The following is a 20,690-nucleotide window of genomic DNA, read 5'->3' on the forward strand; positions in this document are numbered from 1 at the left end:
GCCGCCGCGTCGCAGCTCTTCGAGCTTGTCGCGCAGTTTCTTGAGCTGGTCCTCGTCCGAACCGGCCGCCGCGGCCTCGGCGCGGACCCGGCGCAGCGCGTCGGCCTCCTCGATCCGGCCCTCGCGGAGCGCGGTGTTCTCGGCCTCCAGCACGCCGATCAGCTCGGTCTTGTAGCCGATGTCGTAGGCGGCCCGGCGCATCGCCGCGTCGACCTGGGCCATCCGGTAGCCGCGCAGCGCGGTGTCGAAGCGCACCTCGGCGACGTCCGCCTCGTCCAGCGGGCGGCTGCCCGGCAGGGGCACGGCCCGCCCGTCCGGCTCGGCCGGCGCCAGGCCCGGATCACGCCCGGAGACCAGCACCGTCACCCCGAACACCACCGCCGCGACGGTCAGCGCCACGACCAAGAGGAGCAGAACCTCACCCATGTGGAGATCGTGGCATGCGGGCGGGGATCGGGCGAGCCCTCCGCCGCCTCCGATCGGAATCGCGGGACCGGATAGCGTCGGGGGCGACCGGTGGAAGATCGGCGACGAGGAGGCGGGCATGACCGGGGCGCTGCGGCTCGGCGGGCGGACCTTCTCCCCCGGCGAACTGGTGGTGATGGCGATCGTCAACCGCACCCCGGACTCGTTCTTCGACAAGGGCGCCACATTCGCCCAGGACAGCGCGCTGCGCGCGGTCGAGCGGGCGGTGACCGAGGGCGCTGAGATCATCGACATCGGCGGGGTGAAGGCCGGGCCGGGCGACGAGGTCGACGTGACCGAGGAGATCCGCCGCACCGTGGACACCATCGCCGCGGTCCGGGCCGCCTTCCCGGACGTGGTCATCTCGATCGACACCTGGCGCGCCGAGGTGGCGGTGGAGGCCGTGGCGGCCGGCGCCGACCTGCTCAACGACACCTGGTCGGGGGCGGATCCCGCGCTGGCCCGGGTCGCCGCGGCGACCGGCGCCGGGCTGGTCTGCTCGCACGCCGGCGGGCTCACCCCACGCACCCGGCCGCACCGGGCCGCGTTCGACGACGTGGTGGCCGACGTGGTGGGCACGGTCACCGGCCTGGCCGAGCGCGCGGCCGGCCTCGGCGTACGCCGGGACGGGATCCTGATCGACCCGGCGCACGACTTCGGCAAGAACACCCGGCACTCGTTGGAGATCACCCGCCGGCTGGGCGAGCTGACCGACACCGGCTGGCCGCTGCTGGTGGCCCTGTCGAACAAGGACTTCATCGGCGAGACGCTGGACCTGCCGGTGCCCGAGCGGCTGGAGGGGACCCTGGCGGCCACCGCCGTCTCGGCCTGGCTCGGCGCCCGGGTGTTCCGCGCCCACCAGGTCCGCGAGACCCGACGGGTGCTGGACATGGTGGCCTCGATCCGGGGGGACCGGCCGCCGGCCCTGACGCGGCGCGGGCTGGCCTGAGCCGGGTCAGGCCCAGCGGAGGATGTTGCGGCGCCAGGCGTAGAGGATGCCGAGCGCCACCACGGCGACGAAGACACCCATCTCCACCACGGTGGTCACGCCGAACCCGGGCCGGTCGAAGACCAGCGCCCAGGGGAAGAGGAAGACCGCCTCCACGGCGAAGAGCACGTAGAGGTAGGCGTAGACGTAGTAGCGGATCTGCATCTGCGCCCAGTCGCCGCCGACCGGGTCGAGCCCGCACTCGTAGGTGGCCCGCTTGCCCCAGGGATCGGCCGGACGGCCAGGACGTAACACCCGATTGGCTGAGAACGCCGTAACGAAGAAGAGCACGGCGGCCAGCAGCAGGAGACCGAGCGTGGCGTACGACCCGAGGTAACCGGTCACGACCGGGAGCCTACCGGTCCGGCCGTCGGGGCACCTCGAACACGTTACGGATTTGTTTCCTCGCGGGACTAGTGCTCGAAGGCAACTGTTGTCAAATAATGAGAACTCACTGAGCGTCACGGAGGACAGATGGCCCGCCCTCGCGTACGGCCTGCTCGACGCACCGCGCGTCGAGGCACCCTCGTGCTGCTCGCGCCCGCGCTGGTCGCCGGGATGGCGGCGGCCCTCGCGGTGGCGCCGGGGTGGGCGACGGCCTCGCCGACCGTGACCGGAGTGGTCCGGGCGGCCGAGGCGGGCGACCCGGGTGAGCCGGGTGGTGAGCCCGGCACCGATCCGACCGAGGCGACGCCCACCGTTGACCCCACGACGACGGAGCCGGCGCCGACCACCCCGCCGCCGACCGAGGAGGCCCCGCCGCCGGCGCCGACCACCACCGCGCCGGCACCGACGACCACGGCGCCGGCACCGGCTCCCACCACCACCGCGCCGACCACCACCGCACCGGCGCCCCCGCCGGTCGTGCCGCCGCCCGTGGGCCCCCCGCCCGGCCAGCCGGGTCAACCCGCCGGCAGCCCGCTCGGCGTGCGGGTCACCACCGAGGACGTCGTGCTGACCCCCGCCTACTGGAACGCGGACAGCACGGTGACCACGCTGCGGGTGACAGTGACCAACACCGGCGGCCGGACGGAGCTGATCCGCCTCGGCTACACCCTGCCGGCCGGGCTGACCGACGCCGGCACTCCCGGCTGCGCGTCCGCCGGCGGCGGCAGCCACCGCTGCGGCGAGTGGACCGCCGCCCCGGGCGCCCGGTTCCGCGCCTCGATCCGGGTCCGGGTCGCCGGCACCGCCTGGCGGTCCATGCCGCTGAGCGGGTCGGTCAAGGTCACCGCCACCGCGCCGGGAGCGGCCGGCGCGGCCGGTGACGACGAGGGCTTCGCGGTCCTCTTCCCGCCCGGGCCGCCGGTGCCCGGCATCTCGCTCCGGGCCGACGAGGTGCTCTTCGACATCAGCGGCGCGCCGAGCACCCTGGCCGTCCGCCTCGGCAACACCGGGAAGGTCGACGCCGCCGGCCGGGTCGACGTGGTCCTCCCCGCGGGGGTGGCCGTCACCGACCCGCCGGCCGGCTGCACTCCGACCGCCCCGGACCGGACCCGGTGCGAGCTGGGCAGCGTCCGGGCCGGCCGCACCGTCACCCTGAGGCTGCCGGTGACCGCCTCCGTGGAGGCTCAGCACCGGGCCCCGCTGGCCGGCGCGGTGGTCGCCCGGCTGGATCCGCGCAGCGGGCGGGACCGGCAGGTGCAGATGAGCTTCCGGATCAGCGCCGCGGCCGCGCTGGCCACCCCGGCGGTCGGGACGCCCGCCCCCACCGGGTCGCAGGGCGTGGTGGCCGTGGCCGGGCCCGCCGGCGACGACGAGGGCACCTCGGTGCACCGGACCGCGATCACCCTGATCGGGGTCTCCGGGCTCCTGGTGGTGCTCGCGCTGGCCCTAGCGACCACGTCGCTGCGCCGCCGCACGGGAGCCACGGCGACGGATCCGATCGCCCGCCCCGCCGAGGAGTGAGTCCCGAATGCGTCCGGCCGGTTGCGGTGATCTGAATTACGGGCTGCGGTACTAAACGCCGCAAAGCCGGGCATACACCGGCCCGATCAGGTCCCATACGTCGGACCTCCACCAAGGTTGCCCTAACGGACCGACGTAGGCTCTGACGTGAGAAATGGAGCGGGCCGGGCCAGCGACGGACGGCCAGCGGCAGCAGCGCGTCTAGGAGGGCACGTGGCCGGGCAAGGCGGGGTCACCATCACGTTCAGCCGCCCGTGCGACGGCGCTCAGCGAAGCGAGGTGCGGGCGTGACCAAGCAGATCCGTCAACTGGACCGGGTGGTCATCCGGTTCGCCGGCGACTCCGGCGACGGCATGCAGCTCACCGGCGACCGGTTCACCTCGGAGACGGCGCAGCTGGGCAACGACATCTCCACGTTGCCCAACTTCCCGGCCGAGATCCGCGCCCCCGCAGGCACCCTGCCGGGCGTGTCGAGCTTCCAGGTGCACTTCGCCGACTACGACATCCTGACCCCCGGCGACGCGCCGAACGTGCTGGTGGCGATGAACCCGGCCGCGCTCAAGGCCAACCTCACCGACCTGCCGCGCGGCGCCGACATCATCGTCAACACCGACGAGTTCACCCGGCGCAACCTGGCCAAGGTGGGCTACACGACCAGCCCGCTCGAGGACGACTCGCTGGCCGGCTACGTGGTGCACCCGGTCGCGCTGACCTCCATGACGATCGGCGCGCTGGCCGAGCACGAGGTGTCCAAGAAGGACGCCGAGCGGGCCAAGAACATGTTCGCGCTCGGCCTGCTGAGCTGGATGTACTCGCGCCCGTACGAGTCGACGCTGCGCTTCCTGGAACGCAAGTTCGCCGCCCGCCCCGAGCTGGTCGCGGCGAACGTGGCCGCCTTCCGGGCCGGCTGGAACTTCGGCGAGACCACCGAGGACTTCTCCATCCGCTACGAGGTCAAGCCGGCGAAGATGCTGCCGGGCACCTACCGGAACATCACCGGCAACGCCGCGCTGTCGCTGGGCCTGGTGGCCGCCGGGGTCCGCTCCGGGCTGCCGGTGTTCCTCGGCGCGTACCCGATCACCCCGGCCTCGGACATCCTGCACGAGCTGAGCAAGCACAAGAAGTTCGGCGTGGTCACCATGCAGGCCGAGGACGAGATCGCCGCGGTCGGCGCCGCGCTGGGCGCCTCGTACGGCGGCTCGCTCGGCATCACCACCACGAGCGGCCCGGGCGTGGCGCTCAAGAGCGAGACCATCTCGCTGGCCGTGGCGCTGGAGCTGCCGCTGGTCATCGTCGACGTGCAGCGGGCCGGGCCGTCCACCGGCATGCCCACCAAGACCGAGCAGGCCGACCTCAACATGGCCCTGTACGGCCGGCACGGCGAGGCCCCGGTCGCGGTGATCGCACCGAAGTCGCCCGCGGACTGCTTCCACGCGGCCCTGGAGGCGGCCCGGATCGCGCTGACCTACCGCACCCCGGTGCTCCTGCTGTCGGACAACTACGTGGCGAACGGCTCCGAGCCGTGGCTGCTGCCCGACGTGGAGAGCCTGCCCGACCTGCGGGTCGAGTTCGCCACCCGGCCCAACGGCGAGGACGGCACCACCTTCCTGCCGTACCTGCGGGACCCGGAGACGCTGGCCCGGCCGTGGGCCATCCCGGGCACCCCCGGGCTGGAGCACCGGATCGGCGGCCTGGAGAAGGCCGACAAGACCGGCGACATCTCGTACGACCCGGCGAACCACGACTTCATGGTGCGCACCCGGGCGGCCCGGATCGAGACCATCCCGGTGCCGGACGTCGAGGTGGAGGACCCGGACGGCGACGCCCGGGTGCTGGTGCTCGGCTGGGGCTCGACGTACGGCCCGATCGGCGCCGCCTGCCGGGGCCTGCGGCAGCGCGGGCTCTCCATCGCCCAGGCGCACCTGCGCCACCTGGCCCCGATGCCGGCCAACCTCGGCGAGGTGCTGCGCGCGTACGACCGGGTGGTCATCCCCGAGATGAACCTCGGCCAGCTCGCCCACGTGATCCGGGCGAAGTACCTGGTCGACGCGATCGGCTACAACCAGGTCCGCGGCCTGCCGTTCACCGCCGCCGAGCTGGAGACGATGCTGGAAGAGGTCCTGAAGAATGTCTGAGCCCGTCGCCCTCAAGCTCACCGCCAAGGACTTCAAGTCCGACCAGGAGGTGCGCTGGTGCCCCGGCTGCGGCGACTACGCCATCCTGGCGGCCGTCCAGGGCTTCATGCCGGAGCTGAACATCCCCCGGGGGAACATCGTCTTCGTCTCGGGCATCGGCTGCTCGTCCCGCTTCCCGTACTACATGAACACCTACGGGATGCACTCGATCCACGGCCGCGCCCCGGCGATCGCCACCGGCCTGTCGGTCACCCGGCCGGACCTGTCGGTCTGGGTGGTCACCGGTGACGGCGACGCCCTCTCCATCGGCGGCAACCACCTGATCCACGCGCTGCGCCGCAACGTCAACCTCAAGATCCTGCTGTTCAACAACCGGATCTACGGCCTGACCAAGGGGCAGTACTCGCCGACCTCCGAGATCGGCAAGGTCACCAAGTCGACGCCGGTCGGCTCGGCGGACGCCCCGTTCAATCCGCTGTCGCTGGCGCTCGGCGCGGAGGCCACCTTCGTGGCGCGGACCATCGACTCCGACCGCAAGCACCTCCAGTCGGTGCTGCGGGCGGCCGCCGAGCACCAGGGCTCCGCGTTCGTGGAGATCTACCAGAACTGCAACATCTTCAACGACGGCGCGTTCGACCCGCTCAAGGAGCCGGCCACCCGCGACGACTTCCTGATCCGGCTGGAGCACGGCCAGCCGATCACCTTCGGCAAGGACGGCCAGTTCTGCGTCGTCCACCCGCCGGGGGGCTTCGGGCTGGAGGTGCGGGAGACGGCGGGCACCCCGGCGGAGGAGATCGTGGTGCACGACGCGGGAGTCGCCGACCCCGCGTACGCCTTCGCGCTGTCCCGGCTGCCCGGGCTGGACCTGCGGAACACCCCGATCGGCGTGTTCCGCTCGGTGACCCGCTCGTCCTACGACAGCGTGGTGCAGGAGCAGGTCGCCGCGGCGAAGGCCGCCGTCGACCAGACCCCCGAGCAGCAGCTCGCCGGCCTGCTGTCCGCGGGCGACACCTGGACGATCCTCTGATCCGTCGCTGACGACCGAAAGGGCGGGCCGTCCCCCGAGGGGACGGCCCGCCCTTGTCGTCGGGTCAGGCCGCGGCGGAGGCCGGCACCCACAGCTCGTCGATGGCCCGCTCGGCCGTCGCGAGGCTCTGCTCGTGCAGCGGGATCAGCTCGGCCATGGCCGGGTTGACCGGGGCCAGGGTCAGCTCGGCCGAGATGAAGCGCGGCTCCAGGCCGGTCATCGACAAGCCGTGCGGGAGCCAGGGCTCGGCGTGGTCCCAGCCCGCGCGCGGGGTGCCCGGGCCGTAGCCGCCGCCCCGGGTGCCCAGCACGATGAACTCGCGACCGCCGAGCAGGCCGGTCCCGGTGGCCGGGTCGTACGCGATGCCGGGCGCGATGAGGTGGTCGACCCAGGTCTTCACGCTGCTCGGCGCGCCGTAGTTGTAGAGCGGGAGGCCAAGCAGGATCGTGTCGGCCCGCTTCACCTCGTCCACCAGCCGCTCGCTCAGCTCCCAGGACGCGCGCTGCGCCGGGGTGTGCTGCTCGGCCGGCACCATCCGCGCGAGGCCACCGGCCTCGTCGAGGTGCGGCAGCGGCTCCCGGCCGAGGTCCCGGTAGGTGACCGTGCCGCCCGGGTGGGCGGCACGCCAGGCGGTCGCGGCGCGGGCGGTGAGCCGCCGGCTGACCGAGTGCTCGCCCCGGATGCTCGAGTCGATGTACAACAGGTGTGCCATTTGGCTAACCCTCCACAGATCGTTTGTGTAGCGCCAACCATTTATAGCAGGCCGATGTTCCGTGCCGTGCGTAAACTGGGTCACATGCCAGCCCTGCCGGTCGAGGAGTCGGAGCACCGCTCCGGGCCGCTGCTCGACCATCTGGCCCGGCGGATGCGGCTGCGCTCCGAGTCGGTGCTGGCGCCGCTCGGCCTGCGCCCCCGGCACCTCGTGGCGCTCACCGTGCTGCGGGAGTCGGGCGGCATCAGCCAGCAGGGGCTGGCCAGCACGCTGCAGATCGACGGCACGAACGTGGTCGGGCTGCTCAACGACCTGGAGGCGGAGGGCCTGGTCGAGCGGCGACGGTCACCCGAGGACCGCCGCCGGCACGTGGTGAGCCTCACCGCGGTGGGCGCGAAGCGGCTCCGCGAGGCCGAGTGCGCCCTCGCCGTGGCCGAGGACGAGGTGCTCGGCGCGCTGGAGCCGGCCGAGCGGGACACGCTCTACGAACTGCTCCGCCGGGCGACCAGCGGCCGCCCGGTGAACTGCGTCGAGGCATCCGGGGACGAGCCGGACGCCACCTGCTGACCGCCGGGCCGGCGGGCGGGGTCGGGAGCGGTCAGACCGTCGCCGCGGACTGCGGCCGGTCGTCACGGACGTGGACCAGCATGTCGCCGGTCTCGATCACCGCGCCGGCCTTGTCGTTGAGCGTGACCACCTTGCCCCGGCGGACCAGGGCGATGACCAGCGACTCCAGCTCGCGGGGCGACCGGCCCACCTCGCTGCGCTCGGCGGAGCGCATGGCGAGCGCCATGCCCTGGCCGGGGGTGAGCAGATCCTCCACCACGTCGATCAGCGGCGGGGCGGAGGTGGAGAGGCCGAGCAGCCGGCCGGCCGTCGCCGAGGAGACGATCACGTGGTGCGCCCCGCTCTGCTTGAGCAGCGGCGCGTTCTCCGCCTCCCGGACCGCCGCGATGATCCGTACCTGGCCGGCGGTGAGCTGCCGGACGGTCAGCGCCACCAGCACCGAGGCGTCGTCGCTGTCGGTCGCGATGATGACCGCCTTGGCGGTGCGGACGTGCGCCTCCTCCAGCACCGAGGAGCGGGTCGCCGAGCCCTCGATGGCGACCAGCCCGGCCGAGGTGGCCTGCCGCAGCGCCGCGCCGCTCCGCTCGACCACCACGATCTTGGACTTGTCCAGACCGTTCTCCAGCAGCGCGGAGACGGCGCTGCGGCCCTTCGTGCCGTAGCCGCAGATGATGACGTGGTCCTTCACGATTCTCCTCCACCGCGCCAGGCGACGGCCGGTCCGGTACTGCTCGGTCAGGACTTCCAGGGTGGTGCCGACCAGGATGATCAGGAAGAGCACCCGGGCGGGCGTGACGAACAGGACGTTCACCAGGCGCGCCGAGGAGGCGGCCGGGGTGATGTCGCCGTAGCCCGTGGTGGAGAGCGAGACCACCGCGTAGTAGAAGCAGTCGAGGAGGGTGAGCCCGTCCTCGTTGACGTCGCGGTAGCCGTCGCGGTCGATCCAGACCGCCGCCACCACGGCGAGGACCAGGCCCAGGGCGGCGAGCAGGCGCAGACTCAGCGCGCTCAGCGGCCCCCGCCGTTGCGCGGGAAAATGGATCACCGTCGGCCCTGCTCCGCCACCGTCGCCTGCACGCCCACAACATAGCGGGTACGCCGGGATCCGGCCTGCCGGGGCGAGGTGCGGGCCCGGCCGGGCCGGTCTCCGTCGCCCGGACGGGGCATGATGGGGACGTCCGGGGGACGACGACCGCGAGGAGGCCCGCATGTCGTTGCTGCGACGGGTGATCGGCGGGGTGCTCCGCCGGGTGCGCCTGCGCCAGGGCCGCACGCTGCGCGAGGTGGCGCTGGCGGCCGGCGTCTCCCTGCCCTACCTCTCCGAGGTGGAACGCGGTCGCAAGGAGGCTTCCTCCGAGGTGCTGGCGGCGATCTGCCGGGCCCTCGGGATCCACCTGTCCGACCTGCTCGAGGAGGCCCGCGACGAGCTGCGCCGGGTCGAGCGGCGGGCGCCGGTGGCCTCCGGGGTGACGCTGGCCCGGCTGGACCGGGTGCCGGCCACCCGGACCGGGCCGCAGCTCCGGGTCGGCGGGCCGCGGCTGCACGCCACCCGGCGGCCGGTCGCCCCGGTCCCGCTGCTCGGCGGGGCACTGCGGCTGCCGGGCACCGCGCCCGCGCCGGTCGGCCCGGAACTGGGGTACGCGTCCCCGACCGCGTTCGGCACCGGCACCCGGATCTGGCTGATCCCCTCCGCGCCGGCCGCCCGCCACCGTCCGCGTACCTCCGTCACTCTGGCCCGGCGGCGGGCCCGGGCGGGCCGGCGGCGGCTGACCGCCGCCTAGGCCCGGCGGGTTCTGCCGACGGCGGATCTGCCGCGGGCAGAAAGCCTGGGCCGCGGAGCGCCGCCCGCCGGAGGCTGGAGACCGCCGGTTGCCGGGCGGTCCCTACGCCCACCGGCGGGCACGGAGGGTGGTCAGGTCATGGGATACGGCATCTGGATGCTGGACGAGGGACAGCCGACCCTCGGCGACCGGGTCTTCGAGCGGCTGCTCAAGGAGCGGATCATCTTCCTCGGCACCGAGGTCACCGACGCCTCGGCCAACCAGATCTGCGCGCAGATCCTGCTGCTGGCCGCCGAGGACCCGGAGCGGGACATCTTCCTCTACATCAACTCGCCCGGCGGCTCGGTCAGCGCCGGCATGGCCGTCTACGACACCATGCGCTACGTCAAGAACGACGTGGCCACGCTGGCCCTCGGGATGGCCGGCTCGATGGGGCAGTTCCTGCTCTGCGCGGGCGCGGCCGGCAAGCGGTTCGCGCTGCCGCACTCGCGGATCATGATGCACCAGCCGTCCGGCGGGATGGGCGGCACCGCCGCCGACATCACCATCCAGGCGGAGAACATGCTGCACGTGAAGCGGACCATGCAGGAGCTGATCGCCGGGCACAGTGGACACACGCTGGACGAGATCCAGCAGGACTGGGACCGGGACCGCTGGTTCACCGCCGAGCAGGCCCGCAACTACGGCCTCATCGACCAGGTGGTCACCCGGGCGGAGCAGCTTCCCGCCTGAGCGGGGCGGCCGACAACGGGGGCGGCCGGCGGGGTGATCCCCGCCGGCCGCCGGTCGTTCGTCGGCGGATCAGGGGTAGCTGACCACCGGGCTGGTGCCGTACGAGCCGACCACCGGGGTGCCGGCCTCGTTGACGGTGCGCTCGATGCCGCCGCTGCCGTCCAGGAAGACGGTGATCGCGTCGTGGAACCGCACGTTGGCCCGGCGCGGCGCCTCGATGGCCCGGTCGCAGCGGATGTCCACCTTCTGGTTGAAGTACGAGTAGACGCCCAGCCCCCACGCCTCGTGCTCGCGCACGTGGTCGGCGACCTTGTAGGAGGCCCAGCCGTTGCCGGTCGGGCTGCGCCAGGCCGCCTGGCTCGGCGGGTCGTAGGGCAGTTCGCTCTGGTAGAAGACGGTCCGGCCGCGCTCGCCGTTCCAGATGGTCTGCCAGCGCTGGTAGTGCTCGACGAAGAGCCCGTACGCGGTCACGTCGTCGCCGTTGACCACCACGCCGGTGTCGGCGGTGTTGACGGTCCAGCCGATGGTGCCCGGCTTGCCGTGGTCGCCGCGCCAGGCCCAGATGTTGTCGATCAGGGTGTGCCGGCTGTTCACCACCAGGCTGGTCACCGCCCGGCCCGCGTACGGGCCGCCGATGCGGAAGAAGACGTCCTGGAGCGAGATCGGGTCGGTGGCGTGCGACCGGTGGCTGTGCCGCTTGCCGACCTCGACGAGCACCTCCGACTCGACCGGTCCGGCGTCGACCAGCACGCCGGCGATCCGGACGCCGTCCACGTCCTCGATCCGCAGGGCGGCGTCGCCCGTGGTCGGGGCGAGGCTGGGCATGCCGAGGCCGAGCACGACGGTGTCCGGGTGCTTGACCCGCAGCGCCCGGTCCAGGTGGTAGACGCCCGGGGTGAGCAGCAGGTGCCGGCCCCGGGAGAGTTCCTGGTTGATCCGCTTGGCCGAGTCGGTGGGCTTGGCGATGAAGAAGTCGGCCAGCGGCAGCGAGGGCACCGGCGCGGCGCCGGCGCCCCAGGTGGTGCCGGCGGTGGCGCGGCGCAGCCGGGGCACGGCCACCCGCCAGCGGCCCGCGCCGTCCACGAAGAGGTACGGCTTCTCCCGGGTCACGGGGCTGGTCGGCAGCGTGGTGTAGGGCGGGTTCGGGAAGCCCTGCGCGGGCGCGCCGACGACGCCGGAGAAGACCTGGTTCCAGACCCCGTTGGTCCAGTCGCCGCCGAGTTCGCTGTCCCGGGTCAGCCACTGCTGCTGTGAGCCGTTGATGGTGATGCCGTCCACCTTGGAGTCGGCGATGTAGCCGCCGCTGGAGTAGCCGCCGTTGCCGGGCTCCAGCCAGAGGATGCCCTTGATGTGCACCCGGCGCATCGGCGACGCCTGGGAGACCGCCCACTGGTTCGACCAGTCGGTCGGGCTGACGGCGAGGTTCTCCGCCGAGCGCCAGAAGTTGGTCAGCGCGGAGATGCCGGCCTGCGAGTTCGGGTCGGGCTGGCCGATCACCCGCACCGCGCCGTGGATCTCCACGTCGTCGGGGTGCGCGCCGAGGCCGGCCACGGTCGTGTAGTAGCCGAGCCGGGCGTTCACCTCGTACCGGCCGGGCTTGAACAGCACGGCGTACCGGTCGAAGCCCATCTCGTTGTGCTCCTGGGCGGCAAAGATCCGGTCCAGGTCGGACTGGATCTCCTCGACCGGGGTGGCCGGGTCGTACACGAGGACGTTGGGGCCGAGGTCGGGCTCGCCGGCGGCGTCCTCGCCGGCCGGGGACGCGGCGGCGGGCACGGCCGGGAGCCCGAGGGCGGTGACCGACGCCGCCGAGGCGGCGGTGAGGGCGAGGAAGCGGCGGCGGGAGGGGTCGAGTGGTCTCATCTGCCTGCCTGTTCGGTGATGGGTACGGAGAGCGCTCTCTGCGCGTTCCTACCGCATCGACACCGATACCGCCAGACTCGGCCGGTTCCGGAACTAGCTCCGGGCGTCGTAGCGGGCGCGGGCGGCTTCTACCTCGGTCAGGTGCGTGGTGGCCCACGCCTCCAGGCCGGCGACCAGGTCGAGCAGGCTGCGGCCGAGATCGGTGAGCGCGTAGTCCACCCGGGGCGGGACGCTGGCGTGCACGGTGCGGGTGACGATGCCGTCCCGCTCCAGGCCGCGCAGGGTCTGGGTGAGCATCTTCTGGCTGATCCCGTCGACCCGCTCGGCCAGCTCGCCGTAGCGCTTGTCGCCGTCAGCCAGAGTCAGCACGATCAGCACGCTCCAGCGGTCGCCGATCCGGTCGAGGACCTTCCGGCTGCCGCAGTTCCGGTTGAATGGGTCCGCCTGCACGTCACCACTCTCTTTCAGTGCGTACCGAACTTGAAGGTGCCTACTCTCCAACGGGAAGTAACGGGGAGTTGTTCCCGTTGGCGTGGGAAGACAGTTGATGACGCAACCAACAGGGAGTGCCCATGTCCATCGTCGTCACCGGCGCCACCGGTCCACTCGGCCGGCAGATCATCTCCTCGCTGCTCGACCGAGGAGTACCCGCCGACCAGATCGTGGCGGTCGGCCGGGACATCGGCCGGCTCGCCAGCCTCGCGGAGCTGGGCGTGGTCACCCAGCGGGCCGACTACGACGACCCCGGGTCGCTCCAGGCGGCCTTCGCGGGCGCCGAGAAGCTGATGTTCGTCTCGGGCAGCGAGGTCGGCAAGCGGGTGGTGCAGCACGGCAACGTGGTCACCGCCGCCAAGGAGGCCGGCGTCGGGCTGATCGTCTACACCAGCATCGCCAACGCGGACACCTCCACCCTGGTGCTCGCCGCCGAGCACAAGGCCACCGAGCAGCTGATCCGCGACTCCGGCCTGCCGTACGTGTTCCTGCGCAACAGCTGGTACCTGGAGAACTACACGGCCCAGCTCCCCACGTACCTCCAGCACGGGGTGGCGGGCGCGGCGGGTGACGGGCGGGTCAGCGCCGCCACGCGCGCCGACTACGCCGAGGCCGCGGCCGTGGTGCTCACCACCGAGGGCCAGGCCGGCAAGGTGTACGAGCTGGGCGGCGCGCCGTTCACCCTCACCGAGCTGGCCGCCGAGATCTCCCGGCAGACCGGCACGACGATCTCCTACCTCGACCTGCCGGTGGACAAGTACACCGAGCTGCTGGTCGCGGCCGGCCTGCCCGAGGGGTACGCGGCCGTGCTCGCCGACGGCGACCGGGGCCTCGCCCAGGGCGAGCTGGCGGTCGGCGACGACCTGGCCAGGCTGCTCGGCCGCACCCCGACGACACTCGCCGAGGCGATCCGCGCGGCCCTCTGACGCCCGCTCCTGGCCGCCGCCCCACGTCCCGGGGCGGCGGTCAGGCCGGCTCGGCCCGCAGCTTCACCAGGTCGTCGACGAGGGCCTCCACGTAGTCGGCCGTCTCCTCCCAGCGGGTGACGGCGACGCAGCGGATGCCCATGTCCTTCACCGGGTAGTCGTTGCCGCCCACGTCGAGCCGGTCACCGACGAAGAGCACGTTGTCGATCTTCAGGTCCAGGAACTCGAGTAGCTTCCGCATGCCGTACGCCTTGTCCACGCCCTTGCGGGTGACGTCGATCGAGGTCGAGCCACCGCCCCGGACCTCCAGGTCGGGCAGCTTCGCGGCGACCGCCTCCCGGAGCCGCTTCTTCTTGCTGCCGTCCGGGTCCCAGCCGTACTTCTCGGCCGGCGGCGCGGACTGGCCCAGCGCCGAGAAGGTGATCTGGCTGCCCCGGTCCTCGATGATGTCGCCCCAGGTCTTCGACTCCCAGAGGCCGAGCGCCTGCGCCGACTCGGTGAGCGCGGCGACGACCCGGGCCTTGTCGGCCTCGCTCAGGTCCTCGGCGTAGACCAGCCGCCAGTCGCCGTCCATCCAGCGGTAGTAGCGGGTGCCGCAGGTCGGCATCAGGTGCAGCCGCCGGCACTGCTCCTCGCTCAGGTCGAGGTGGGCCAGCACCTGCGCCTGAAACTGCTCGAACCGGCCACCGGAGATGATCAGCACCTCCACCTCGGTGAGCAGGTGGCCGAGGAGTTCCGCCATCCGACGATCGATCTGGGACTTGGAAACCGCCAGGGTGTCGTCCAGGTCGAACGCCACCACTCGAAGATCGTTCACGAAGTACCACCATGTCGTCGCGGGCAGGCCAGGACTAGCAGGGTACCGACGGAGACCATCCGGCACCCGCGAGCCCCGATCGTCACGCCACGCGGCACCCCGATCGCAGGCTATCGCCTTCTCCCGTGCCGGCCTTCCGGAACCGCCATCGGAGGGCCGCCCGCAGACGGAAACCCGGTGGACAGCGCCGGGATCGACGGCCATCGTGGGCGCCATGCGCCAGGAGGAGATCTGGGACGCCGAGACGGCCCAGCGCTATGACACACCGGGCACCGGGATGTTCGCGCCGGACGTCCTCGGGCCCACCGTGGACCGCCTCGCCGCCCTCGCGGGCGACGGCCGCGCGCTCGAGTTCGCCGTCGGCACCGGCCGGGTGGCCGTGCCGCTCGCGGAACGCGGCGTGCCGGTGACCGGGATCGAGCTGTCCGTACCGATGGTCGAACAGCTCCGGACGAAGGCCGACGGGGCGACGATCCCGGTGGTCGTCGGCGACATGGCGACCGCCACGGCGCCGGGCGACTACACCCTCGTCTACCTGGTCTACAACACCATCTCCAACCTGCTCGACCAGGCGGAACAGGTCGCCTGCTTCCGCAACGCGGCCCGCCACCTCGGGCCGGGCGGGCGGTTCGTGATCGAGCTGTGGGTGCCAGAGCTGCGCAAACTGCCCCCCGGCCAGCAGGCCATGGTGTGGTGCGCCGAGCCCGGCTACATCGGCCTGGACACCTACGACGTGCTGCGCCAGCAGGTCGTGTCGCACCACTTCCGGTTCGGCGAGAGCCGCGAGGCGCGGCTGGGCCGCAGCCCGCACCGCTACATCTGGCCGGCGGAGCTGGACCTCATGGGCCAGCTCGCCGGATTCGAACTGGAGGCCAGGTACGCGGACTGGTCCGGGGCGGAGTTCACGGCCGAGTCCCGGTCCCACGTCTCGGTGTACCGCCTGCCCGGCTGACCAGCGACTCGGCCAGGAAGGCGTTGCGGCGGGTGATCAGCCGGCGCAGGTAGGGCCGCAGGACGGCGCGGGCCACCAGGGCGCCGGCCGGTCCCAGCGGGGCGCTGAACTCGACGACGTCGCGCATGATCGTGGCCGACGGATCCACCGGGTCGGGCGCGCAGAGGTGCTCGTGGCGCCACCGGGCGAACGGGCCACTGACCTGCTCGTCCACGAACCGGTGCGGCCGCTCGTGGTCGGTGATCCGGACGGTCATGCGCCACGGCAGGCCGAAGTGCCGCGCCTGCCAGGTGACGATGTCACCGGCCGCCAGACGGCCGGTCGTGACGCCGCCGGTCGCGCGTTCGCCGCTGGCGCCCATCGACGCGGTGTGCAGGCCGACGTCCAGGCAGGCGTCGAAGACGGCCTCCGGGGCGGCACCGACCCTCGTGGTCAGTTCGATGCGCGGCACGCAGGCCACCCTAGGGCAGCCGCGCCGCCTCTCTCGGAACCAGGCATGTCTTGACCTGGACTGCCATCGTGAACCTCGATCAGGTGGTGTCCGTGTCGCACGCCCGGGAGAGCCGATGAAGATGCTGCCGGCCCTGTTGGTCGGACTCGGTGTCGGTGCGGTGGTGGGCACCCGTCTCGGCGCGACCGCCACCTGGCCCGGGATCGCCGTCGCTGTGCTGGGCGTCGGGCTGGCCGTGTTCGGGTCGCGGGCGGCGGCCGGCGACGAGGCGGCGGCCCGGCCGTCGGGAGAGGGCCCCCCGCTCGCGCAGCTGGGATCTCGGGTCGAACAGATCCTTCGCCTGGCCGAGGAGCAGGCCGAGAACCATCGGGCAGAGGCCGCGCGCGACGCGGAACGCACGCTCGCGGAGGCGCGGTCGGCGGCTCAACTCATCGTGGACCGGGCGCGAGCTGTGGCGACCGGGTTGACCGGCACAGGGCCCGACTGGGAGACGCCCCGGTAAGGAGATGTCGGCAGCAGACGGCACCGGCGACACACGGCTCGGCGCGGTCAGTCGACCGCCGGGCTGCGGCGTTCCAGGAGGATGACGTCACGCCACCGGCCGTGGTGCCGGCCGACCCGCTCGCGCGTGCCGATGACCCGGAAGCCGGCCCGTCGGTGCAGGGCGAGGCTGGCGGTGTTCTCGGGGAAGACACCGGACTGGATGGTCCACACGCCGGCCGCTTCGGTGGAGGCGATCAGCGCGTCCAGGAGCAGCCTGCCCGCGCCCCGTCCCTGAGCCGCGGGGCTGACGTACACGGAGTGCTCCACCACCCCCGCGTACACGGCGCGGGTCGAGGTCGGTGAGACGGCGACCCAGCCGATGACGGTGCCGTCCGCCTCGACGGCGACGAGCCGATGCTCCGCCAGCTTGGCGGCGTCGAACGCCGGCCAGGTGGGAGCCGTGGTCTCGAAGCTGGCGTCGCCGGCGTCGAGACCGGCCTGGTAGATCGCCAGCACCGCGTCGGCGTCCTCCGCCGTCATCGGTCGGACGGTGATGCCGGCCATCAGCAGGCTCCCTGCGGGTTGGGGGCGGGTCGGCCCATGACGACGTCCGCGGCGGAGGGAAAGCAATCGACGCAGGCGTCGTTGATGCGGTAGTGCCGGGCGGTGCCGACCCGTTCCACGAGTACGAACCGCACCTCGGTGAGGATCTTGAGGTGCTGGGAGACCGTGGACTGGGCCAGCCCGACGGCGGCGACGATCTCGCCCACGCTCATCGGCCGGGCTTGGCGGGCCAGGTACTCGACGATCTGCACCCGGGTCGGGTCCGCCAGCGCCCGGAACCAGGACGCATAGGTCTGTGCGGTCACCCGGTCGAGCAGCTCGTCCACTCCCGCCTCCCTCTATCGCTTATCGCCGATTGACGATGAAAGTGTAGCGGGCGCGGGCGCACACTGTCCCGCCAGGTTTGGTGGACGGGCGCTCGGGCAAGCGGCCTGGATCGCAACAGGGGCTGAAATGGGAAGAATCCATCGGAGGCAGCCATGCGCCACACACCGCCCCACCTCCGCGACAACCCGGCCGAGGCGAGCGTGACCATAGAGCGCCGGGTCGCGGACGTCTTCAACTTCTACCGCGACTTCCGGAACCTGCCCCGCTTCCTGGGCGACGTCATGGCCAGTGAACAGATCGGGCCAGCAACGTTCCGATGGACGATTCGGGGACCACTCGGCGTCAGACTGAGGTCCACGGTAAGGCTCACCGAGGAGCGCACGAACCAGTTGCTCCAGTACGAGACCGCTTCCGCGCCCGGAGTGAGGACGCACTGGACGGTCCGGTTCACGCCGGGGTCCGACCCGGGCCGGACCGAGGTCCACGAGGTGCTGAAGACACCCTTCGGAAGACTGGGCCGCATCGCGCTGACCCTGGTCGGGAAGCCGCCCGCCGCCGAGGTAGCGGCGAACCTGCGCAGGCTGAAGCAACTCCTGGAGACGGGAGAGGTCACCGACACCGAGCACGCGGTCGCCGGCAAGTTCGGGCGGAGACCCGTGGACGACCACCGCCACCCCGAGTGACCAGGGCGTCTGCGGGGGCACGTCCGGAGCTTGTCCGCGGGTCTGCCAGGATCGGTGGATGTTGGCGAGGGAACGGCCGTTGGTGATCGCTGTCTGCGGGTGTCCGGGGGCGGGGAAGACCACCATTGCCTCTTTGACGGCTGGCCGCTTCGGCATCCCGTTCCTGACCCGCGACGAGATCAAGACAGGTCTTGGGCTGTCCTCGGCGTCCGTCGCCGAGGACGGGCGGGTCCGGCTCGACGCGGACTTCCACGTTGCCGGCGGTCCGGTCAGCCGCCGGGCCGAGGCCGTGATGGTCGACGCGGTCCGCCTGCTCGCGGCCTCCGGGGTGAGCTTCGTCGTGGAGTCCTCGGTGCTGTCCGACGAACTGCTGGGCGTGCTGCTCGCAGATGGCGCCCGAGTGCTGGCCGTTCACGTCGTCGCCGAGGAGTCGGTCATCGGCCGGCGACTCGGTGCTCGAGCGGCCGAGGGCGGGGCCATCGACCAGCAACTCCTGTCCCTGTTCCAGCAGGGTGAGATGAAGCGGTCGATCTTCGAACCGCCGGAGGGCGTCGACGCCGTCGTCGAGGTCGACATCTCAGAGCAGGGAGCGCCGGCCATCGACACGATCGTGGCGGCAGTCGTCGCCCTGCTTGGGCCGCCCCAAACGGGAGGCGGCCCGGTGCCGATCGAGCCGGCAACAATCCGTCGACCATCGCCCGCAGGTAACCAGCGTCCTGGCCAGTCGGTCGAATCACTCCGTCGGAGTCCCTCAGGTTCCAGCTAGTGGGTACGCCAGTCCAGGGCGTCGAGCAGTGCGCCTGCCAGGGCCGAATACACCCACTTCGAGACCGCCGCGTTGCCAGGAAACTCCGTAAGGTCGACGACCGCCCACGGGGCTTCGGAGATCTCCCCATTTGGGCTGATCTCGTCCGAGGTCGCGTGCAGGCGGACAATCTTCAGGTGGCCCCGCACGCAGCGGGCACGAGAGCCCCGGACGGCGGAACAGTGATCGGTGATCAAGGTGTGACCTGGTGCCCCCGGCAGGATTCGAACCTGCGACACACGGTTTAGGAAACCGATGCTCTATCCCCTGAGCTACGAGGGCGCGAGCGCCCAGTCTAGCGACCTGCGGGACACCCCGCGTCGCCAGGGAGCGACCCCCGTTGACCTTGGCGATCCGCCCGTCGGGGCTGGGGCATCGGCTTCGACAGCCACCGTCGACCACCGCTCAGGAGAGGCCGCCGCCCCGTCCGTACCCACGTAGCCTCCGGGCGAGGCTGAGACCCACGGCGCGGGCGCCGGCCACCGCCCGGGCGAGGTGGGTCCGGTTCTGGTGGACGTACGTGGTGACCAGCGCGACGAGGAAGCCCAGCCCCGTGAGCCAGGCCAGCCACTCCCCGGCCGAGCCCAGGAGCGGAAGGGTCACGAACAGGCAGACGAACCCGGACAGCGGGAAGACCAGTTGCAGCCCGAACTCGTACAGCAGGGAGCGGGAGCCCTTCTGCTGCGCGTAGAAGTCGTCCCAGCGGAACACCCGGTCATCGCCGGAGCACTCGACGGCGACCGGCCGGAGCACGTCGCGGATGTACCGGTTCGCCGCCTCACGGTCCTGCCGGCGCCGGAGGATGGTGATCCCGGAGATCGCCGCCAGCACCGGAACGGCGAGCAGCAGGCGGGGATCGGCCCGGTTCGCGACGACGAACCCGAGGATCACCGCCACCACCGTCAGGTAGGCGCCGACGAGGGCGTGCGACGCCCCGGCCTTCTGCGCCATCGCGGCGCGAATCGCGTTGTACTCGGCGACGAGCAGGTTGGTGCGGTTGTCGATGCGGGCAGCCGCCAGGGGACGGGTCGGGTCCGCGGCTTCGTCGCCCGGTGGAGCACCTCTTTGCCGGACCAGGTCTTCCCACACGCATCGATGATGACAATCTCCCACAACCCGCCGCCCGATCGGCTTCGTCCGCAGCCCGGCGTGGCGGGGCCACCGGAGCCCGGTGGTCCCGCCTGCCGCTACGCGGGGACCACGTCGAGCCGCGGACCGGCGGGTCGCCCGGCTCCGGCCAGGGCCAGGAGCGTCTGCCCGGTGGCGTCGTCGACGACGGCGACCCCTACCGCTTCGGGCTGGTCACCTGAGTCAATAACTCAAACGAAGATTTCCTACCTACGGCGGAGCGCGACGAGGGAAACCAGCAGGACCAGGGCCGCCGCGGGCGCCGGCGCCCACGCCGGCGCGACCTCTAGCAGCACCCCGCCGAGCGCCGCCCCGGCGAGCAGCCCGGCCAGTCGGCCCAGCCCACCCCGCGTGGCGGCGAACCGGTGCGGGCCCGCCAGCACCCGCCGCACCGCGTCGGTCAGCGACCCGGTGAAATACGTGGTCGACGCGCCGGGCACCCCGGCGCTCAGGGTGAGCGCGGTCTGCGTACCGCTGGCGGCCGCGGCGAGGCCGAGCAGGACGAGGCCGGTGCCGTAGCCGGGCCGCGCGCCGGTCGCCAGCCAGCCGGCGGCCACCACGACCAGCAGCGCCGCCTCGGCCGTCGCGACCACGGTGGTACGCCGGTGCCACCCCGGCCCGGCGCGGCGCAACGCCTGGCTGCCGACACCGACCCCGGCCGCGTACCCGCCCAGCGCGACGGCCCCGCCGGCCAGGGCGCGGAGGTCTCCGGCGGCGAGAGCGCGGCCGACCTGCACCAGGTTGCCGGTGATCACGCTGGCGAAGAAGCCGCCGAGCCGGGTCACGCAGACCACGTCCAGCACGCCCGACGCGACGGCCAGCAGCACCAGCAGTCGCGGCACCGCCGGACGCGGGACGGCGGGCGCGGGCCCAGCCTTGCTCAG

General features: G+C 72.5%; 24 protein-coding genes and 1 tRNA gene. 12 read left to right on the plus strand and 13 right to left on the minus strand.

Annotation, left to right across the window (positions count from 1 at the left end; translation table 11 throughout):
• The coding region (locus ABZV78_RS18395; protein ID WP_355639993.1) for a DivIVA domain-containing protein at nt 1–426 on the minus strand (426 nt) is incomplete at its 3' end.
• 118 nt (nt 427–544) lie between these two features.
• Here ABZV78_RS18395 and folP point away from each other — a divergent pair.
• A complete protein-coding gene (folP, locus tag ABZV78_RS18400) occupies nt 545–1,414 on the plus strand; it encodes a dihydropteroate synthase (RefSeq protein WP_355639995.1) in 870 nt (289 codons plus the stop codon).
• A gap of 6 nt (nt 1,415–1,420) precedes the next feature.
• On the opposite strand, the gene ndhC is transcribed toward folP, so the two are convergent.
• Nucleotides 1,421–1,798, minus strand: a complete 378-nt coding sequence (gene ndhC / locus ABZV78_RS18405; RefSeq protein ID WP_355639997.1) for an NADH-quinone oxidoreductase subunit A — start codon at nt 1,796–1,798, stop codon at nt 1,421–1,423.
• A 129-nt stretch (nt 1,799–1,927) separates the two neighbouring features.
• Here ndhC and ABZV78_RS18410 point away from each other — a divergent pair, with 129 nt between their 5' ends.
• The 3 genes from ABZV78_RS18410 (at nt 1,928) to ABZV78_RS18420 (ending at nt 6,523) form a co-directional block, all read left to right on the plus strand.
• Nucleotides 1,928–3,361 (plus strand): hypothetical protein, encoded by a 1,434-nt coding sequence (locus ABZV78_RS18410; protein ID WP_355639999.1) that lies wholly within the window; start codon nt 1,928–1,930, stop codon nt 3,359–3,361.
• 287 nt (nt 3,362–3,648) lie between these two features.
• Complete coding sequence (locus ABZV78_RS18415) at nt 3,649–5,496, plus strand: 2-oxoacid:acceptor oxidoreductase subunit alpha (protein ID WP_355640001.1); 1,848 nt, start codon at nt 3,649–3,651, stop codon at nt 5,494–5,496.
• Nucleotides 5,489–6,523, plus strand: a complete 1,035-nt coding sequence (locus ABZV78_RS18420) for a 2-oxoacid:ferredoxin oxidoreductase subunit beta (RefSeq protein WP_355640003.1) — start codon at nt 5,489–5,491, stop codon at nt 6,521–6,523. The genes ABZV78_RS18415 and ABZV78_RS18420 overlap by 8 nt, the downstream gene beginning before the upstream one ends.
• 64 nt (nt 6,524–6,587) lie before the next feature.
• On the opposite strand, the gene ABZV78_RS18425 is transcribed toward ABZV78_RS18420, so the two are convergent.
• Entirely contained in the window at nt 6,588–7,235 is a 648-nt protein-coding gene (locus tag ABZV78_RS18425; RefSeq protein ID WP_355640005.1) for an NAD(P)H-dependent oxidoreductase, read from the minus strand.
• Nucleotides 7,236–7,319: 84 nt separating this feature from the next.
• On the opposite strand from ABZV78_RS18425, the gene ABZV78_RS18430 reads away from it, so the two are divergent.
• Complete coding sequence (locus ABZV78_RS18430) at nt 7,320–7,802, plus strand: MarR family winged helix-turn-helix transcriptional regulator (RefSeq protein ID WP_355640007.1); 483 nt, start codon at nt 7,320–7,322, stop codon at nt 7,800–7,802.
• Between the two features lie 31 nt (nt 7,803–7,833).
• On the opposite strand, the gene ABZV78_RS18435 is transcribed toward ABZV78_RS18430, so the two are convergent.
• Nucleotides 7,834–8,847 carry a potassium channel family protein gene (locus tag ABZV78_RS18435; RefSeq protein ID WP_355640009.1) on the minus strand — a complete coding sequence of 338 codons (1,014 nt, stop codon included), beginning with the start codon at nt 8,845–8,847 and terminating at the stop codon, nt 7,834–7,836.
• A 163-nt stretch (nt 8,848–9,010) separates the two neighbouring features.
• On the opposite strand from ABZV78_RS18435, the gene ABZV78_RS18440 reads away from it, so the two are divergent.
• Complete coding sequence (locus ABZV78_RS18440) at nt 9,011–9,583, plus strand: helix-turn-helix transcriptional regulator (RefSeq protein WP_355640010.1); 573 nt, start codon at nt 9,011–9,013, stop codon at nt 9,581–9,583.
• Nucleotides 9,584–9,721: 138 nt separating this feature from the next.
• Entirely contained in the window at nt 9,722–10,315 is a 594-nt protein-coding gene (locus ABZV78_RS18445) for an ATP-dependent Clp protease proteolytic subunit (RefSeq protein ID WP_355640012.1), read from the plus strand.
• Nucleotides 10,316–10,384: 69 nt separating this feature from the next.
• Here ABZV78_RS18445 and ABZV78_RS18450 read toward each other — a convergent pair whose 3' ends face one another.
• Both ABZV78_RS18450 and ABZV78_RS18455 read right to left on the minus strand, forming a co-directional pair.
• Entirely contained in the window at nt 10,385–12,178 is a 1,794-nt protein-coding gene (locus ABZV78_RS18450; RefSeq protein WP_355640014.1) for an adenylyl cyclase, read from the minus strand.
• 93 nt (nt 12,179–12,271) lie between these two features.
• Complete coding sequence (locus tag ABZV78_RS18455; RefSeq protein WP_355640016.1) at nt 12,272–12,628, minus strand: helix-turn-helix domain-containing protein; 357 nt, start codon at nt 12,626–12,628, stop codon at nt 12,272–12,274.
• A 122-nt stretch (nt 12,629–12,750) separates the two neighbouring features.
• Between ABZV78_RS18455 and ABZV78_RS18460 the strand changes: the two genes are divergently transcribed.
• Nucleotides 12,751–13,596, plus strand: coding sequence for an SDR family oxidoreductase (locus ABZV78_RS18460; protein ID WP_355640018.1), 846 nt, complete (start codon nt 12,751–12,753; stop codon nt 13,594–13,596).
• 40 nt (nt 13,597–13,636) lie between these two features.
• On the opposite strand, the gene ABZV78_RS18465 is transcribed toward ABZV78_RS18460, so the two are convergent.
• Nucleotides 13,637–14,413 (minus strand): HAD-IIB family hydrolase, encoded by a 777-nt coding sequence (locus ABZV78_RS18465; RefSeq protein ID WP_355640020.1) that lies wholly within the window; start codon nt 14,411–14,413, stop codon nt 13,637–13,639.
• 214 nt (nt 14,414–14,627) lie between these two features.
• Between ABZV78_RS18465 and ABZV78_RS18470 the strand changes: the two genes are divergently transcribed.
• Nucleotides 14,628–15,365 carry a class I SAM-dependent methyltransferase gene (locus ABZV78_RS18470; RefSeq protein WP_355640022.1) on the plus strand — a complete coding sequence of 246 codons (738 nt, stop codon included), beginning with the start codon at nt 14,628–14,630 and terminating at the stop codon, nt 15,363–15,365.
• Here ABZV78_RS18470 and ABZV78_RS18475 read toward each other — a convergent pair.
• On the minus strand, nt 15,316–15,816 hold the full coding sequence (locus ABZV78_RS18475; protein ID WP_355640024.1) for an SRPBCC family protein: 501 nt from the start codon (nt 15,814–15,816) through the stop codon (nt 15,316–15,318). The genes ABZV78_RS18470 and ABZV78_RS18475 overlap by 50 nt on opposite strands.
• A gap of 115 nt (nt 15,817–15,931) precedes the next feature.
• On the opposite strand from ABZV78_RS18475, the gene ABZV78_RS18480 reads away from it, so the two are divergent.
• Nucleotides 15,932–16,318, plus strand: a complete 387-nt coding sequence (locus ABZV78_RS18480) for a hypothetical protein (protein WP_355640026.1) — start codon at nt 15,932–15,934, stop codon at nt 16,316–16,318.
• Between the two features lie 47 nt (nt 16,319–16,365).
• On the opposite strand, the gene ABZV78_RS18485 is transcribed toward ABZV78_RS18480, so the two are convergent.
• A complete protein-coding gene (locus ABZV78_RS18485) occupies nt 16,366–16,863 on the minus strand; it encodes an N-acetyltransferase family protein (RefSeq protein WP_355640028.1) in 498 nt (165 codons plus the stop codon).
• The gene (locus ABZV78_RS18490; protein ID WP_355640030.1) at nt 16,863–17,189 is read right to left on the minus strand and encodes a metalloregulator ArsR/SmtB family transcription factor; all 327 of its coding nucleotides are present in this window, start codon (nt 17,187–17,189) and stop codon (nt 16,863–16,865) included. The genes ABZV78_RS18485 and ABZV78_RS18490 overlap by 1 nt, the downstream gene beginning before the upstream one ends.
• 153 nt (nt 17,190–17,342) lie before the next feature.
• On the opposite strand from ABZV78_RS18490, the gene ABZV78_RS18495 reads away from it, so the two are divergent.
• Both ABZV78_RS18495 and ABZV78_RS18500 read left to right on the plus strand, forming a co-directional pair.
• On the plus strand, nt 17,343–17,873 hold the full coding sequence (locus ABZV78_RS18495) for an SRPBCC family protein (RefSeq protein ID WP_355640032.1): 531 nt from the start codon (nt 17,343–17,345) through the stop codon (nt 17,871–17,873).
• An 82-nt stretch (nt 17,874–17,955) separates the two neighbouring features.
• Nucleotides 17,956–18,639: an AAA family ATPase gene (locus ABZV78_RS18500; RefSeq protein ID WP_355640068.1), complete on the plus strand. Its 684-nt coding sequence runs from the start codon at nt 17,956–17,958 to the stop codon at nt 18,637–18,639.
• A 245-nt stretch (nt 18,640–18,884) separates the two neighbouring features.
• On the opposite strand, the gene ABZV78_RS18505 is transcribed toward ABZV78_RS18500, so the two are convergent.
• The 3 genes from ABZV78_RS18505 to ABZV78_RS18515 form a co-directional block, all read right to left on the minus strand.
• A tRNA-Arg gene (locus ABZV78_RS18505) sits at nt 18,885–18,960 on the minus strand.
• A 123-nt stretch (nt 18,961–19,083) separates the two neighbouring features.
• Complete coding sequence (locus tag ABZV78_RS18510; RefSeq protein ID WP_355640034.1) at nt 19,084–19,767, minus strand: hypothetical protein; 684 nt, start codon at nt 19,765–19,767, stop codon at nt 19,084–19,086.
• A gap of 245 nt (nt 19,768–20,012) precedes the next feature.
• On the minus strand, nt 20,013–20,690 hold the full coding sequence (locus ABZV78_RS18515) for a YoaK family protein (protein WP_355640070.1): 678 nt from the start codon (nt 20,688–20,690) through the stop codon (nt 20,013–20,015).

The organism is Micromonospora sp. NPDC004540 (genome assembly GCF_040610095.1).
Taxonomy (GTDB): domain Bacteria; phylum Actinomycetota; class Actinomycetes; order Mycobacteriales; family Micromonosporaceae; genus Micromonospora.

Coding starts and splice junctions, on each gene's coding strand:
- ABZV78_RS18440 (WP_355640010.1), top strand. CDS start 9,011: ATGTCGTTGCTGCGACGGGTGATCGGCGGGGTGCTCCGCCGGGTGCGC.
- ABZV78_RS18470 (WP_355640022.1), top strand. CDS start 14,628: ATGCGCCAGGAGGAGATCTGGGACGCCGAGACGGCCCAGCGCTATGAC.
- ABZV78_RS18430 (WP_355640007.1), top strand. CDS start 7,320: ATGCCAGCCCTGCCGGTCGAGGAGTCGGAGCACCGCTCCGGGCCGCTG.
- ABZV78_RS18420 (WP_355640003.1), top strand. CDS start 5,489: ATGTCTGAGCCCGTCGCCCTCAAGCTCACCGCCAAGGACTTCAAGTCC.
- ABZV78_RS18485 (WP_355640028.1), bottom strand. CDS start 16,863: ATGGCCGGCATCACCGTCCGACCGATGACGGCGGAGGACGCCGACGCG.
- ABZV78_RS18425 (WP_355640005.1), bottom strand. CDS start 7,235: ATGGCACACCTGTTGTACATCGACTCGAGCATCCGGGGCGAGCACTCG.
- folP (WP_355639995.1), top strand. CDS start 545: ATGACCGGGGCGCTGCGGCTCGGCGGGCGGACCTTCTCCCCCGGCGAA.
- ABZV78_RS18410 (WP_355639999.1), top strand. CDS start 1,928: ATGGCCCGCCCTCGCGTACGGCCTGCTCGACGCACCGCGCGTCGAGGC.
- ABZV78_RS18445 (WP_355640012.1), top strand. CDS start 9,722: ATGGGATACGGCATCTGGATGCTGGACGAGGGACAGCCGACCCTCGGC.
- ABZV78_RS18480 (WP_355640026.1), top strand. CDS start 15,932: ATGAAGATGCTGCCGGCCCTGTTGGTCGGACTCGGTGTCGGTGCGGTG.
- ABZV78_RS18460 (WP_355640018.1), top strand. CDS start 12,751: ATGTCCATCGTCGTCACCGGCGCCACCGGTCCACTCGGCCGGCAGATC.
- ABZV78_RS18495 (WP_355640032.1), top strand. CDS start 17,343: ATGCGCCACACACCGCCCCACCTCCGCGACAACCCGGCCGAGGCGAGC.
- ABZV78_RS18450 (WP_355640014.1), bottom strand. CDS start 12,178: ATGAGACCACTCGACCCCTCCCGCCGCCGCTTCCTCGCCCTCACCGCC.